This is a genomic window from Nonomuraea sp. NPDC050478, assembly GCF_044458265.1.
In the GTDB taxonomy this organism is placed as follows: domain Bacteria; phylum Actinomycetota; class Actinomycetes; order Streptosporangiales; family Streptosporangiaceae; genus Nonomuraea; species Nonomuraea ferruginea.
Map to the genome: position 1 here is coordinate 1,270,821 of NZ_JBITHT010000001.1, position 14,433 is coordinate 1,285,253.

The 14,433-nt window shown below is 71.2% G+C and carries 12 protein-coding genes; 4 read left to right on the forward strand and 8 right to left on the reverse strand.

From position 1 onward, the window contains the following. Positions 1 to 14 precede the first annotated feature (14 nt). Both ACIBF7_RS06110 and ACIBF7_RS06115 read left to right on the forward strand, forming a co-directional pair. Positions 15 to 953, forward strand: coding sequence for an ROK family protein (locus ACIBF7_RS06110; RefSeq protein ID WP_397196556.1), 939 nt, complete (start codon positions 15 to 17; stop codon positions 951 to 953). 81 nt (positions 954 to 1,034) lie between these two features. Continuing rightward, positions 1,035 to 1,376 (forward strand): TY-Chap domain-containing protein, encoded by a 342-nt coding sequence (locus ACIBF7_RS06115; RefSeq protein ID WP_397196557.1) that lies wholly within the window; start codon positions 1,035 to 1,037, stop codon positions 1,374 to 1,376. A 6-nt stretch (positions 1,377 to 1,382) separates the two neighbouring features. On the opposite strand, the gene ACIBF7_RS06120 is transcribed toward ACIBF7_RS06115, so the two are convergent. The 5 genes from ACIBF7_RS06120 to ACIBF7_RS06140 all read right to left on the reverse strand — a co-directional run bounded on the left by ACIBF7_RS06120 (position 1,383) and on the right by ACIBF7_RS06140 (position 9,163). Beyond that, entirely contained in the window at positions 1,383 to 4,193 is a 2,811-nt protein-coding gene (locus ACIBF7_RS06120) for a BTAD domain-containing putative transcriptional regulator (protein ID WP_397196558.1), read from the reverse strand. 66 nt (positions 4,194 to 4,259) lie between these two features. After that, positions 4,260 to 5,183: a LamG domain-containing protein gene (locus ACIBF7_RS06125; protein WP_271276638.1), complete on the reverse strand. Its 924-nt coding sequence runs from the start codon at positions 5,181 to 5,183 to the stop codon at positions 4,260 to 4,262. Between the two features lie 234 nt (positions 5,184 to 5,417). Continuing rightward, on the reverse strand, positions 5,418 to 6,743 hold the full coding sequence (locus ACIBF7_RS06130) for an AfsR/SARP family transcriptional regulator (RefSeq protein WP_271276639.1): 1,326 nt from the start codon (positions 6,741 to 6,743) through the stop codon (positions 5,418 to 5,420). Positions 6,744 to 6,921: 178 nt separating this feature from the next. Continuing rightward, positions 6,922 to 8,127, reverse strand: a complete 1,206-nt coding sequence (locus ACIBF7_RS06135) for an acyl-CoA dehydrogenase family protein (RefSeq protein WP_148036157.1) — start codon at positions 8,125 to 8,127, stop codon at positions 6,922 to 6,924. 1 nt (position 8,128) lies between these two features. Then, positions 8,129 to 9,163, reverse strand: coding sequence for a phosphotransferase family protein (locus tag ACIBF7_RS06140; protein ID WP_271276641.1), 1,035 nt, complete (start codon positions 9,161 to 9,163; stop codon positions 8,129 to 8,131). A gap of 108 nt (positions 9,164 to 9,271) precedes the next feature. On the opposite strand from ACIBF7_RS06140, the gene ACIBF7_RS06145 reads away from it, so the two are divergent. Then, positions 9,272 to 10,117, forward strand: a complete 846-nt coding sequence (locus ACIBF7_RS06145) for a TetR family transcriptional regulator (RefSeq protein WP_364231898.1) — start codon at positions 9,272 to 9,274, stop codon at positions 10,115 to 10,117. A 14-nt stretch (positions 10,118 to 10,131) separates the two neighbouring features. Here ACIBF7_RS06145 and ACIBF7_RS06150 read toward each other — a convergent pair whose 3' ends face one another. The 3 genes from ACIBF7_RS06150 to ACIBF7_RS06160 form a co-directional block, all read right to left on the reverse strand. Further along, positions 10,132 to 10,881, reverse strand: coding sequence for an SDR family oxidoreductase (locus tag ACIBF7_RS06150; protein ID WP_397196559.1), 750 nt, complete (start codon positions 10,879 to 10,881; stop codon positions 10,132 to 10,134). Then, positions 10,878 to 12,539, reverse strand: coding sequence for a class I adenylate-forming enzyme family protein (locus ACIBF7_RS06155; RefSeq protein ID WP_397196560.1), 1,662 nt, complete (start codon positions 12,537 to 12,539; stop codon positions 10,878 to 10,880). Before ACIBF7_RS06155 ends, ACIBF7_RS06150 begins: the two co-directional genes overlap by 4 nt. 103 nt (positions 12,540 to 12,642) lie before the next feature. Beyond that, complete coding sequence (locus ACIBF7_RS06160) at positions 12,643 to 13,311, reverse strand: TetR/AcrR family transcriptional regulator (protein WP_148036161.1); 669 nt, start codon at positions 13,309 to 13,311, stop codon at positions 12,643 to 12,645. A gap of 325 nt (positions 13,312 to 13,636) precedes the next feature. Between ACIBF7_RS06160 and ACIBF7_RS06165 the strand changes: the two genes are divergently transcribed. Next, positions 13,637 to 14,428 (forward strand): MBL fold metallo-hydrolase, encoded by a 792-nt coding sequence (locus ACIBF7_RS06165; protein ID WP_397196561.1) that lies wholly within the window; start codon positions 13,637 to 13,639, stop codon positions 14,426 to 14,428. The last annotated feature ends 5 nt before the right edge of the window (positions 14,429 to 14,433 follow it).

Here is a 14,433-nt window from a genome sequence, read left to right on the forward strand (position 1 = left end):
ACCATCTTGGGGCGGTGCTGCGGCAGGTGCATCTGGCAGGGGCGATCTCGCGTGCGGCGCTGGCGAACCGGCTGGGGCTGAACCGCAGCACGATCCTGGCGCTGGCCACACAGCTCACGGCTGCGGGTCTGGTGCGCGAGGAGGCTTCGGGTACGACGGGCCGGGTGGGTCGGCCGTCGCTGGTGGTGCGGCCTGAGAGCGGCCGGTGGTATGTGCTGGCCTTCGATGTGGCGGTGGATCGGCTGGTCGCCGCCAGGGTCGGGCTCGGCGGTCTGGTGCTGGAGCGCAGGGAGGCGCCCCGGCGGCGCAGGCATGCCGATCTCGACGAGGTGGTCGGTGTGCTGGCCGGGTTCGGCCGCGAGCTCGTGGACGCGGCGCCCCGGAGCGCGAGGTGCCTCGGGGTCGGCACGTCGTACTGCGGTCTGGTCAGGGCCGCCGACGGGATGGTGCTCCTGGCTCCCAACGTGGGCTGGACCAACCTGGATTTCGGGCCCGCGCTCAGCCATCGGCTGGGGCTGGGGCTGCCCGTGGCTGTCGGCAACGAAGCCCACCTGAGTGCGCTGGCCGAGCTTGAACGCGGAGCGGGCATCGGCCACCAGAATCTGGTCTACCTGCATGGGGATGCCGGGGTGGGTGGTGGCATCATCGTGGGCGGCAGGTTGCTGGGCGGGGACGACGGTTACGGCGCCGAACTCGGGCACATGATCGTTAATCCCTTCGGCGGCCGTTCCTGCAACTGCGGCTCGCACGGCTGCCTGGAGGCGGAAGTGGGAGAGGCGGCGCTGCTGGAGGCGTCCGGACGCACCGGCGGGAAATCCCGGAGTCGTCGTCTTCAGCGGCACACTCGGCGACATCTACCAGGGTGCGGCACCCCAGGTCCGCGCGAGGGTGGCGGCCAGTGTCCTGCCCGTCTCCCGACGGGTGGGGCTGCGCACCTCGATGCTGCGTTATGACGCCTCATTGGTCGGCGCTGTGGAACTCGCTTTCTCCCGCGTCCTGGCCGACCCGTTGGACGCACTCGATTCCACAGCACAGTGAGCCCTCGCAGATCTCGCCGAGAGCCTGGCGACGAACTCTCGGATGCGCCTGAAACCTCGTACCTGGTGATCAGTGAGAAGCATCCGGCCGCCTCGCCCAGATTCGCGCAGTTCTGCAAGCTCGATGAACTGCTGGCCGCCGAGCTCACAGGCGATGCCTATCTGGAACCAGAGTCACGACCCGACACCGCCGGCTGGCGCGCGATCCCCCGCACCGGATGGCAGCTGCCGGACCCTGGCCACGTCGACAACTGGTGGGTGGAGTTCAAACGGCCGGCCCTCCAGGATTACCGCCGAGTCGCGGCCATGGCGGTGGCGGGACTGCGCGAAACCGGGTGAGTGGTCCTACAGCATGTTCCTGATCGGCCGCGGCATGTCCGGAACAGGCTGATCGAGCAGCTCGTCCACCTCCGAGCGGGTCAGCAGGCGGGACTCCAGCAGTGCGGTGAAGCAGCCGTGCCAGTCCCTCCACGCCATGGCGGGCCGGCCCAGGGTGTGCAGGGTCTGGCCGGACCACCAGGAGGCCACGGCGTAGCCGATGCGGTATCCGCCTTCGCGCAGGAGCGTCAGCGCCACCCGGTAGGTGTCGGCCGCCTCCTCCAGGCGCCCGGCGTGCATGTAGGCGCGGGCCAGGGTCGCGCGGGACAGGCCCTCCCCGTACAGGGTGCCGGTCCACACCGCGGTGGCCTCCTTCGCCTGGGCTATGGCGTCATCGAACCGGCCCTGCCGGTAGAACACGTGCGCGCGGTTGTTGAGGATGGCCCCGCGCGCGTAGCCGTCGCCGATCTCCTCGGCGATGGCCAGGGCCCGTGACAGGTTGGTGTGGGCGAGGTCGAGCCGTCCCAGCATGGTGTTGATGATGCCCAGGTTGTTGAAGGATCCGGCTCTCCGGTGCGGCAGGGCGGCCTTTTCCCAGCACACCGCGGCCCGTTCCAGCTGCTCGATCGCCTGCTCGTGGCGTCCCTGGTCGCGGTAGACCCAGCCCAGGTAGTTGCCCGCCTGCCCCTGACCGGCCCAGTCGCCGCACCGGGCGGCCACCTCGATCGCGTGCAGGTGGACGTCGGCCAGGTGCGTGACCCAGCCGCGGTAGTTGAACGGCATGTGCAGTCCCAGGGCCAGTCCGAGGGCGACGGGCGGGTCGGCGGACTCGATCGCCTGATGGGTCACGGCGAGGAGGTTGTCCCGCTCCGCCTCGGTCCATTCGCCGGCCTCCCGCGCGTCGGCGAGCGCGACGCCGGGCTGCTCCGCCCCGTAATAAGGATTCTGCACCTGGGGGTGCACGAGCTGTGTGGCGGTGTTGACCGTGGCCAGGTAGTGGTGGAACCCGCGGTGGAGCGCGACCGCGCGGTCCGTCTCGGACAGCTCGCCGGCGGCCTGTTCTCGGGCGTACAGGCGGATGAGGTCGTGGAAACGGTACCGGTCGCGGCTCACGGCTTCCAGGAGACGGGTGCCGTGGAGTTGTCGGAGTGCCGCCTCCGCCCGTGGCTCGGGCCAGCCGGCCAGGGCGGCGGTGGCGGCCGGGGTGTGGGTCGGCGTGTCGAGCAGGCCCAGGAGCGGGAGAACGTACGCGGCGTCGTGGCCGCTGGGCTCCTCGCGCAGGTGCCGGTGGCTGACCGCGATGCTGGCGCGTACGGCCAGGTCGTCGTACTGCAGGGTGTCCAGGCGCCGGGTGGCGTCGGCCAGGCGGTCGGCGAGGTCGGCCAGCCGCCAGTCGGGCCGTGCCGCCAAGCGGGCGGCGGCGACCTGGACGGCCAGGGGGAAGCCGCCGCACAGCCCGGCGATCTCCGCGGCGGCCTCCGGCTCGCGCTGGACGCGGTCGGGACCGGCGATCCGGGAGAGCAGCGTGACGGCATCCCGGTCGGCGAGCCCGGCCAGGTGCAGATGACGCACGTCGCCGAGCCCGGTCGGGTGCGGGTGATGGACGTCGTCGAGCGTGGTCAGGGCGGCGCGGCTGGTGATGACGGTCCGGCAGCGCGCGCCCGCCGGGACGAGCGGCCGTACCTGGTGGGCGTCGAGCGCGTTGTCGAGGATGACGAGCAGCTCGCCCGCCGCCGTGAGCGACCGGTAGCGGGCGACCGCGCCCTCCACGTCGGCCGGTACGGCGGAGCCGTCCAGCCCCAGCGACCGCAACAGGTGGCCCAGGCCGTCGAGCACGGGCAGGGGGTGCAGTCCGGGGGTGGCGCCGTTCAGGTCGACGTAGATGACGCCGTCGCGGAACCGTCCGGACATCGTGTGCGCGACGTGAACGGCGAGGGCCGACTTGCCCACGCCGCCGGGCCCGTCGATGACGGCCACGTCCGCGTGCAGCAGCGCCTCACGCAGCCACTTCACCTCCTCCTGCCTGGCGGTGAACGACCGGGTGTCGGCGGGCAGCTCGGCGGGGATGATCGTGCCGGACCGCGCCGGTGCGGCGAGGTCGAGTGCGGGGTCCCTGGTGAGGATGGCGCCCTGCAGCCGGCGCAGCCGCGCGCCCGGTTCGAGGCCGAGCTCCTCGACCAGGGCGGTGTGCCCCTCCTGGTAGACCGCGAGCGCTTCGGCCGGCCGGGCCGCCCGGTAGAGCGCCAGCATGAGCTGGGCGCGCGGTCCCTCCCGCAGCGGGTGGGCCCGCACGTGCGGAGCGAGGTCGGCCACCACCGCGTGATGGTCGCCCGCGGCCAGCCGCAGATCGATGTGGTCCTCGAAGACGGCCAGGCGTTCCTCCTCCAGCCGCCTCGACTCGGCCCGCGCCCACGGGTCGTCCAGCTCGGCCAGGGCGCGCCCCCGCCACAGGGCCAGCGCCTGCCGGAACCGCCCGTCGGCTGTGCCCGTCTCGCCCCGATCGCGGGCCGTCCGTGCCTGGCCGGCCAGCAGCGTGAAGTGGTGTGCGTCGATCCGCGCGCGGGGCAGGTCCAGCAGGTAGCCGCCGGGCACGGTCACGATGGCGCCGGGGGTGAGCACGTCACGCAGCTTCGACACCACGATGTGGAGCTGCTTGCCGGCCGTGGTGGGCGGGGTCTGCCCCCAGACGTCGGCGACGAGCTGACGCGTGGTGACGGGCCTGCCGGCGTCGAGCGCCAGGCGCGTCAGCACGGCGACGCGGCGGCGGCCCGCCAGCCGTACGGGCTGCCCGTCCACCTTGATCTGCCAGGGCCCGAGGAACCCGATCTCCAGTGTCATCAGGGAAGGAGCGTACGAGAGCGCGGTATATCGCCGGTATGTCTCGCGACGGTCCGGCGGCTTTCCTCAGAGATAGGGTGCCCGGCCGGCGCCGACCCTGTTGCCGCCCCTGCCGGTCCAGACGGTCGGCGTCCGGGTGGCGGCGGAGAAGACGTCGCCCACGCCGTCAGAGTCGAGGTCCGGCGTGGCCGGTCCGGTCATCGCGGCGTAGTGCGAGCGCAGTTCCGCTGCCGAGAGTTCGCGGTCGTAGAGCGCGACCTTTCCGATCGCCCCCTTGAAGGAGGACCCTCCGTCGCGGGTGCCGACCCGGACGGGCGCCGGACCGGGTTTGGGCCTGATGACGACCTCGTCGTCCGTGCCGGGGCGGTAGACCAGGTTGTCCGTGCCCGCCGGCACGCCGTCGCGGTAGATCCGGACCTTGCCGTACGCGCCCTCCGAGGTGTCGAACGTGACGGCGTAGTGGATCCACTCGTTGACCTTGACCGGCTGCTGGACGAACGCCCCGGCGCCGAAGCCGCCGTCGAGGTTCCACGCGTAGCCGGAGATGCGGTTGGGCCGGTTCTCCTTGTTCACCTTCGAGTACATGCGACCCGCCCACTCGCGATTGCCGCCGCTGCCCGACTTCGTGCCCTTGCCCATGAAGTGGACGTAGCCGGTGTGGTTTTCGTCGGCGAACTGGAGAGTGTGCGGCCTGATCCACGCCTCCATGGTGAACGCGCCCGTGGTGGAGATGTGGAACGGCTTGGCGGTGGGAACCTCGAAATATCCTGACGAGCCGTCGAAGACGGCGGCGCCGTCCTGGTTGGGCAGGCGGACCGTGCTGGTGACGCCGTGGAAGGTCCCCTTGTGGCCGTTGCCGGTGCGGTCGCTCTCCGTACCGTCTGAGGGGTGCGACAGTCGCCAGTAGGCGACCGGGCGGTGCGAGAGCACCAGCGCGTCGTAGGCGCTCAGGCCGGGGGAGCCCGCCGTGGCCGGATGCGGAAGGCACACCGTCGAGACGCCCAGGGCCGCCGCGGCGAGAATGGTCCGGGTCGTAGGTCTTTGCGCGGCGGCGGAGTAGGAAACGGCGGCATGGCCTCTATCAGGCCTGGCAGGTGGTGAAAAACGATCACGGCGGTACATACTCCCGGCATACCCGTCCCTCGTGCCGTTACGAATCACCCCACGTGAGTGGGCATCATGCGACGGGCAGACATCCTGCGGAAGGCGGGTATGAGCTCCGGTTCACGGTCGCCGTGAAGGCGAGTTCCCGCCGGACCCTTGGCACAGCGACCTCCTACGCTCGTCGAGTCTGCCGAGGTGCAGGTGCCGGGCGTTGTTCAGGGTGGCCAGCGGATCCCGGCTGGTGATCAGGACGCGACAGCCCCGCCCGGCCGGGATGAGCGGGCGGACCTGGCGTACGTCGTGCGCGTTGTCGAGGATCACCAGCAGGTCGCCCGTGGCGGTGAGCGAGCGGTAGCGGGCGGCGGCCTCCTCGGTGCCGGCGGGTACGGCGGCGCCGTCCAGCCCCAGGGAACGCAGCAGGTGGCGGAGCGCTTCGATCGGGGCCAGGGGGGCGAGCCCGGCGGTGGAACCACGCAGGTCGACGTAGATGACGCCATCGGTGAAGCGCTCGGCGACGATATGAGCGACATGTACGGCGAGCGCCGACTTGCCGATGCCGCCGGGCCCGTCGATCACGATGACCGCGGCGTCGCTCGCCAGGTCGGCGCGCAGTCGCTCCACTTCGGCCGTCCGCGCCGTGAACTCCTGGATGTCGGCAGGGAGCCCCGCCGGAGCGGTCGGCATGATCTGCCGCACCTCAGGCAGGTCAAGCACGGGATCCTTGACGAGGATGGCCTGGTGCAGCCGGCGTGCTTCGGCGCCGGGCTCGACGCCCAGCTCACCGACCATGACACGACGCAGGCGCTGGTAGACGTCGAGCGCCTCGGGTGCCCGCCCGTCGCGGTACAAAGCGAGCATGAGCTGGGCGGCGGGACGCTCCCGAAGTGGGTGCGCCCGGACGTGCCCGGCGAGGTCGCCGGCCAGGGCTCGGTGGTCACCCGCGGCCAGGCGCAGCTCGGCATGGTCCTCCAGCACGGTCAGCCGCTCCGCCTCCAGCCGCTCCGCCTCGATCCCCGCCCAGGGAGCGTCCACCTCGGCCAGCGCCGGCCCTCGCCACAGTTCCAACGCGCCGCGGAACAACGCGTCCGCGGTCTCCGCACGGGCGGCGCGGGCCTGCCTGGACAGGCGGGCGAAGACGTGGACGTCCACCTGATCCCGCTCGACCGCGAGCCGGTAGCCACCGGGAACGGTCTCGATGGCCTCCGCGCCGCCGTGGGCGGCGAACGCCTCGCGCAGCTTCGAGACCACGATGTGCAACTGCTTGGCGGCGGTGGCGGCGGAGCTGCTCGCCCACACGTCGGAGAGAAGCGACTCGGCGGGTACGGCCTGTCCCGCGTTCAGGGCGAGCCGGACCAGCACGCCGATCCGTCGCTCTCCGACGATCTTGACCGTGTCGCCGTCGGCCTCGACCTCCAGCGGGCCGAGCAACCTGATCTCCAGCCTCAAGCGAAGCTCCCGTCGTCAGCGGAGATCCGGAATTCTAACGATCCGGCGGATTTTCTCGCTGGCGGGTTTCGGCAATCAGCGGGGCGATCTTCCGTACCTCGCACGCGGTATGCAGCGGGTATGCCCCGGCTGTCACGAGCGGCAGCCGGGGCTGGATGGTCACCGGGAAGTCAGCCGCTCACCCCACGTACGGCGGGGTGCGCTTGAGCTCCATGCGGGCGATGGTGCGGCGGTGGACGGCGTCGGGGCCGTCGACGATGCGCAGAGCCCTGGCCCAGGCGTAGAAGTACGCCAGAGGGGTGTCGTCGGAGATGCCCGCGCCGCCGAACAGCTCGATGGCGCGGTCGATGACGGCGCAGGCCATGGCGGGGGCGGCAACCTTGATGGCGGCGATCTCCTTGCGGGCGCCCTTGGCGCCGTGCTGGTCGATCTTCCAGGCGGCGTCGTAGACGAGCAGCCGGGCCTGGTCGATGTCGATGCGGGACTGGGCGATGGCGTCCTGCACGTTGGCGTGGTCGGCGAGGTGCTTGCCGAACGCGACCCGGCTCTTGGCCCGGTCGGCCATGAGGGCGAGGGCCCGCTCGGCCATGCCGATGGCGCGCATGGCGTGGTGGATGCGGCCCGGCCCCAGACGGGCCTGGGAGATCATGAAGCCGTCGCCCTCGCCCGAGAGCAGGTTGGCCGCCGGGACGCGGACGTCGCGGAAGACGATCTCGGAGTGGCCGTGCTGGTCCTGGTAGCCGAAGAGCGGCAGGTGCCGTTCGATGGTGAGGCCGGGGGTGTCGCGGGGGACCAGCACCATCGACTGCTGGCGGTACGTCTCCGCGTCGGGGTCGGTCTTGCCCATCACGATGAAGATCTCGCAGCGGGCGTCGGCCACGCCGGTGATGAACCACTTGCGGCCGTTGATGACGTATTCGTCGCCGTCGCGGACGATCCGGGTCTGGATGTTGGTGGCGTCGGAGCTGGCGACGTCGGGCTCGGTCATCGCGAACGCCGAGCGGATCCGCCCTTCCAGGAGTGGTTCGAGCCACCGCTCACGCTGTTCGGGGGTGGCGAACAGTTCGAGGGTCTCCATGTTGCCGGTGTCGGGCGCCTGGCAGTTGATCGCCTCGGGGGCGAGCACCGGAGACCAGCCGGAGATCTCGGCGACGGCGGCGTACTCCACGTTGGAGAGCCCGGAGAGCTTGGGCAGGAAGAGGTTCCACAGGCCGCGGCGCCGCGCCTCCGCCTTGAGGTCCTCCATCACCGGCGGGTGCTCGTGCGGCCCGTGCTCGGCGAGGTACGCCGCCCACACGGGCTCGGCCGGGAACACGTGGGACCGCATGAAGTCCCACATCTCGTCGCAGGTCCGCTGAGCCTTGGAAGAGAGAGCGAAGTCCATGTCAGTGCTCCTTCAGGTGGTCGAGCCCTTCGGCGCCCAGCCGGAGGACGAGGTCGTCGAGGTCGCCGAAGTCCTGGCCGCCCATCGCGCCGGCCTTGGAGCGCGCGGCGACGCCCTGGACGATGACGGCGAACTTGAAGTGGGCGAACGCCTGGTACCACGTCAGGTCGGCGAGGTCGACGCCCGCCGCGGTGGCGTAGCGGTCGAGCATCTCGGCGCGGGTGGGGAAGCCCGGCAGGTGCGAGACGCCCGGGACCAGGCTGAGGCCGTCGTCGCCGGCTTCACGCCAGTAGAGCATCAGCAGGGCGACGTCGCTCATGGGGTCGCCGAGCGTCGAGAGCTCCCAGTCGAGGACGGCGTTGATCCGCGCCGGGTCGCCGGCGTCGTACACGACGTTGTCGGTGCGGAAGTCGCCGTGGACGATCGTGGCGCGCTGCTGCTGCGGCACGTCGGCGGCCAGGCGCCGGGCCAGCTCTTCCATCTCGGGGACCTCGTGGGTGTGGCTCTTGTCCCACTGGCCGGACCAGCGGCGGACCTGACGCGCCATGAAACCCTCGGGGCGGCCGTAGTCGCCGAGGCCGACCGCGTCGTAGTCGACGGCGTGCAGGGCGGCCAGCGTGTCGGCGAGGGCGAACGACATCGCCCGCCGCTCCTCGGGCGTCTCCGCCCAGCCGTCGGGCGTCCGGTCGCGGACGACGTGTCCGGGGACCTTCTCCATCACGTAGAACTGGACGCCGATCAGGTCGCCCTCGTCGACCAGCACGATGCGGGGCACCGGCACGTCCGTCTCGGCGAGCCCGCGCTGGACCCTGGCCTCCCGGGCCATGTCGTGGGCGCTCGGCAGCAGGTGTCCTGTCGGCGGCCGGCGCAGGACGAGCTCGCCGGCGTCGCTGCGCAGGGTGAAGGTCAGATTGCTCTTCCCGCCGATGATCAGCTCTGCGGTGCAGGAGCGCCAGCGGTCGTCCTCGGTGGCCTCGGCCAGGGCCGGCGCGAGCCGGTCGAGACCGGTCAGGGCGGCGGGGTCGATGCTGCTCATGAGCGCATGGTACCGAACGTGCGTTCAGTCGCCAAAGGCGGGGTCCCTCAGTAAGCGAACACCCTTAACCAGCGCAATCGGCGGGCGTGGTGGAGTAGTGTGTTCGGTATGGCTGAACACACACCAGGCGCCGCCATCCGGGCCGCGCGCCTCGCGCGTGGGCTGAGCCTGCGTGCGCTGGCGGCGCGCGTCGGCGTCAGCCCGGCGACGATGAGCGCTCTCGAGACCGGGCGCACCCCGCTGACGGTCGACCGGCTGGGCGAGGTGGCCCAGGTCCTGGACGTTCCGGCGGCGAGGCTGCTGGGCGGTGACCCGGTGCGGGTGCCGGAGCCCGCCGCGGCCGGCCCCGGGGGAGACGACTGGCGGGCCTTCGGGGCGTTGGGGCTCGACCCGGCGCTGGCCGCGGCGCTGCGGGTCTTCGTCGCCCGTGGATACCACGCGGCCACGATGCGCGAGGTGGCCGCCGAGGCCGGGCTGAGCGTGGCCGGCGTCTACCACCACTACACGAGCAAGCAGGACATGCTGGTGCGACTGCTCGACCTGACCATGGCCGACATCCGGTGGCGGCTGATCGCCGCGCGCGACGAGACGGCCGACGGGGAAGGGGGCGAGCTCGGGCGGTTCGCGCGGATGGTCGAGGCGCTGGCGCTGTTCCACGCGCTCCGCGCCGACCTGGCCTTTCTCGGCGCGAGCGAGATGCGCAGCCTCGCCCCGGCGGAGCGCGCCCGGATCACCGCGCTCCGCGACGAGGTGCAGCACCTCCTCGACGAGCAGGCGCGGAGGGCGGTAGCCGTGGACGGCGGGGCACCGGCGGACGTGCGGACCGCGACCCGCGCCGTCGCGACCATGTGCACCTCGCTGCCGTCGTGGTTCCGCCCCGACGGCCCGCTGTCGGCGGAGCAGGTGGCCCGGCGGTACGCCGACTACGCGGTCGCGCTGCTGCGGGCCGGCTGACCCCGCCGCGCCGCTCAGGCGGTCCCTCCGGCGACCAGCAGACCGCCGTCGAGGGTGAGGATCTGGCCGGTCACCCAGGCGGCGTCGTCGGACACCAGGTACGCGACGGCGCCGGCGACGTCCTCAGGGGCGCCGAGCCGCTTCATCGGGTACCGCGCGACGGTCTCCGCCTCCTTGCCTTCGTACAGCGCACGGGAGAACCGTGTCTTGATCACCGCCGGCGAGACGGCGTTGACGCGTACGTCCGGCCCGAGCTCGGCGGCGAGGGTCCGGGTGAGGTGGGAGACGGCGGCCTTGGAGATGCCGTACATCCCGATCCCCTCCGACGGCACGTCCCCGGTCACCGAGGTCACGTTGACCACGCAGCCCACGCCGTGGGGGACGGCCTCCTGGGTCCAGGCGAGGGTGCCGAGGACGTTGACCTCCATGATCTTGCGGGCGACGTCCAGGTCGAGGTCCGTGAGCGGACCGTACGCCGGGTTGATGCCCGCGTTGTTGACCAGGACGTCGAGCCGGCCCCACGCGGCCAGCACGCGCGAGAACACCTCGGACCGGTGCTCCGGGTCGTCGGCCCGGCCGGCCACGGGCAGCACCGAGCCTTCCGGGAAGGACGCCGCCGCCTCCTCCAGCGGCTCCGGCTTCCGGGCCGTGACGCACACCCGGGCGCCCTCGGCGACGAGCCGTTCGGCGATGGCCAGGCCGATCCCCCGGCTGGCCCCGGTCACGATCGCGACGCGCCCCGCCAGGCGCGGAGACCCGGTCACTGGCCGGCCCCCGGCCCGTCGCCGTCCCGCAGGACGTTGCGCCGGATCTTCCCCGTCTGCGTCTTGGGCAGGTCGGGTACGAGGTGGATCTCGCGCGGGCACTTGTAGGCCGCCAGCCGCCCCCGGGTGAAAGCGATCAGCTCCTTCTCCTCGGCCGACTCGCCGGCCTTGAGTGACACGTATGCCACGACGGTCTCCCCTCGATAGTCATCCGGCCGTCCGACGACCGCTACCTCGTGCACCGCCGGGTGGGCGTAGAGCGCGTCCTCGACCTCGCGCGGCCAGACCTTGTAGCCGGAGGTGTTGATCTGGTCCTTGAGCCGGTCGACCAGGTAGACCCAGCCCGCCGCGTCCATGATCGCCCCGTCGCCGGTGTGCAGCCATCCGCCGGGCATCGTCGAGGCGGTCGCCTCGGGCTTGCGCCAGTAGCCGGGCACCACCTGCGGCCCGCGCAGCGCCAGCTCGCCCTGCTCGCCCGGTCCGACCGGCTCGTCGGCGGCGTTCACGACCCGCGCGTCCAGGCCGGGCAGCGGCACGCCGATGGAGAGCGTCCCGCTCGCCTCGTCCACCGGCGCCTCCACGCCCAGCGGCACGGCGATCACCCCCGAGGACGTCTCGGTCATCCCGTAGACGTTGTGGATGTAGACGCCGAACCGCTCCCGGAACCGCTCGATGGTCGACGGCGGGATAGGGGCGCCGCCGCTGTAGACCGACTTCATCGACGCGAAATGCTCCCGCGAGGCGTGCGGCAGTTGGTAGATCGCGTTGAACGCGGTGATCGACCCGATGGTGAAGGTCACCTGGTGCTCGACGAAGGCGTCGATCGCCACCTCGGGACGGAACCGGCCGGTCAGGACGAGCACGGCGTCGTGCATCATCGCGATGACCGCGTTGATGACCGAGCCGGTGATGTGGAACAGCGGCGCCATCGCGTACACCGCGTCGCCGGGCCGGAGGCCGACCCACGTGGCGAAGCCGGCGGCGACGGAGAGCACGTTGCCGTGCGTGTTCATCGCGCCCTTGGGCGGCCCGGTCGTGCCGGAGGTGTACGTCAGAAGCGCGACGTCGTCCGGTGTCAGCTCCGGCGACTCCACGACGTCGCCCCGGAACCGCTCGATCAGCTCCTCCAGGTCACCGTGCGAGGCGGGCGCCTTCCGTTCGGTTTCACCGAACACCCGGGGGTCGTCGCGGGTCTGGAAGGCGAGCGGAGAGGTGCTCACCGTCCAGCGCACCGAGCTGCCGGACAGGGTCTCGGAGACCTGCGGCACGTCGGCGTCGGCGCAGACGATCCCGACCGCGCCGGAGTCGTCGATCAGGCGCCGCAGCTCCTGGCCGCGGTACATCGGGTTGAGCACCAGCGCCGTCGCCCCGAGCTTCCACAGGGCGAGGAACGAGAGGGCGAACTGCGGGATGTTCTGCAAGTAGATCCCCACCCGGTCGCCGTGCCGGGTGCCGAGGGAGCGGTACGCGGCCGCGAGGGCGTCACTGGCCTCGTCGGCCTCCCGGACGGTCATGGCGCCGTCGAAGTACGCGAGCGCGCGGGCGTCCGGCTCCCGTCGCACCCGCTCGCGCCACGCCTCGGCGAGCGAGGTGTGGCTGACGGGCCGGGCGTCCGTCACCGCCTGTGGGTAGAGCGCCGTCCAGCGTCTCTCGTTCATCCCGCTACCTCCCCGGTCTGCGATGGAGACTGAGTGATCGTTCGGTCGGTGTTAGGTATACAGGGCGGCCCGGTGCGTACCGGGACCGGCCCCCCGGAGAGAGCTAGGCGGACGGGCGGAGCAGCCGCACGATGTGGGCCACCCGCTTCTCCTGGAACGCCTGCGCCCAGGCCCGCTGTCCCATCCCGGCCACGATGGTCGCGTCGTGCTCAAGAGGGAAGTAGCACATCCCGATCAGGCTCAGGAAGAGCTGCTCGGGGGCTTCGTCCGCCTCCACCACGCCGGCCTGGGCCATGATCCTGATCATCCGGTCGGCGAATCGCTGGGAGTGCCGCGGCTGCCCCTCGCGTCGGCCGACGCGTTCGAGCGCGTCGCGCGTGAGCAGAGAGACGAAGGTCGGGTTGTCGAGCAGGAAGTCGACATAGCCGCCGATCAGCCGGCGCAGCGCCGCCTCCCCGTCGCCGGGCGACGCCTCCAGGAGCTGCTCGGCTTCGGTCGCCACCAACTCGAGCGCCGCGTCGCGCCGCTCGAAGACCCGCTGCAGCACCTCGTGGTAGAGGTCCTCCTTGGAGCCGAAGAAGTAGCCCGGCAGCCCGACCGAGACATAGGCCCGTTCGGCGATCGCCGCCAGCGAGGCGCCCTGGAAGCCTAAGTCGGCGAAGAGTTGCTCCGCGGCGTCGAGGATCGCGATCCGTGACCGCTCGGCGTCGCGGACCTTCCGGGCACGCTTCGCAGGTGGCCCCGCCACCGGCGTCTGCCGTGTCGTCTTCATCCCTGTCCTCGTGGTCGTGTGCTTCCCCGTGAGGTGCCCGTCGCGCCCTCGGCGGTTACGGGGGACCTTGTGCCGCCCAGCCTAAGGCTCACGAGCGTCGCCGGGCTTGTTTCGGGCGAAAACTATTTGCGCATACAGTTAGTACTACCGCAATCGGAATTTCTCGGCTAGTGTCCAGCGCACAGACGCGGAGGCGAGCCCCCCAAACGTTTTTCGCTGCTATTTGATCGTTCAGTTCCACTACGGGCTGGTTGAGTGTTCAGTTCCAGGACGACGGTCGTCTCACCCGAGCAGATGCCTGCACGGCCCCCTGAGGAGGATCGAGTTGTTCACCATTGAGCCGCTGGTCGTGGCTTACGGTCCGCACCGAGAGAAGAGTCGCTTCACCTACATGCACAACGCGGGTGTCGCGATCGACGTCCCCTACGTCGCCTGGCTGATCCGCAAGCCCGGTTTCGCCGCCCTCATCGACGTCGGCTGCAGCGCGGACGACTACAACCAGCACATCCGCCCGGTCGACAGGGAGCTCGTGCACGTCGGCCAGGTCTTCGCCGACGTCGTCGACGTCAAGCCGATCGAGTCCCACCTGCGCGAGCGCGGGATGAAGCCCTCCGACATCGACGTCACGGTCCTGACGCACCTGGACTGGGACCACTGCATGACCATGGAGCCGTTCCGCGACAGCGAGATCTACGTCCAGCGCGCCGAGTGGGACAACACCCCTTCTCACGAGATGTTCGCGACGTCGTTCGCCCCGGCCGAGCACTACCAGCGCATCGAGGACATGGGCCTGACCAAGCTCGACGGCGACCACCAGATCGCCGAGGGCTTCGACCTCATCCTCACCCCTGGCCACACCCAAGGCGGCCAGTCGGCGATCGTCAAGACCTCCGAAGGCACCTACGTCATCGCCGGGATGTGCGTGCTCAAGGAGAACTTCTACCCCTCGGAAGAGGAGTCGGAGCACTTCAAGGTGATCCCCCCCGGCGGACACACCGACCTGTTCGAGGCCTACGACCAGATGGTCCGCATCAAGGAGATCGGCGGCGACAACGTGCTGCCGCTCCACATGAGCGAGGCGTTCGACATGGGTCGCATCGGGACCCTCCCCGAGTGATCCGC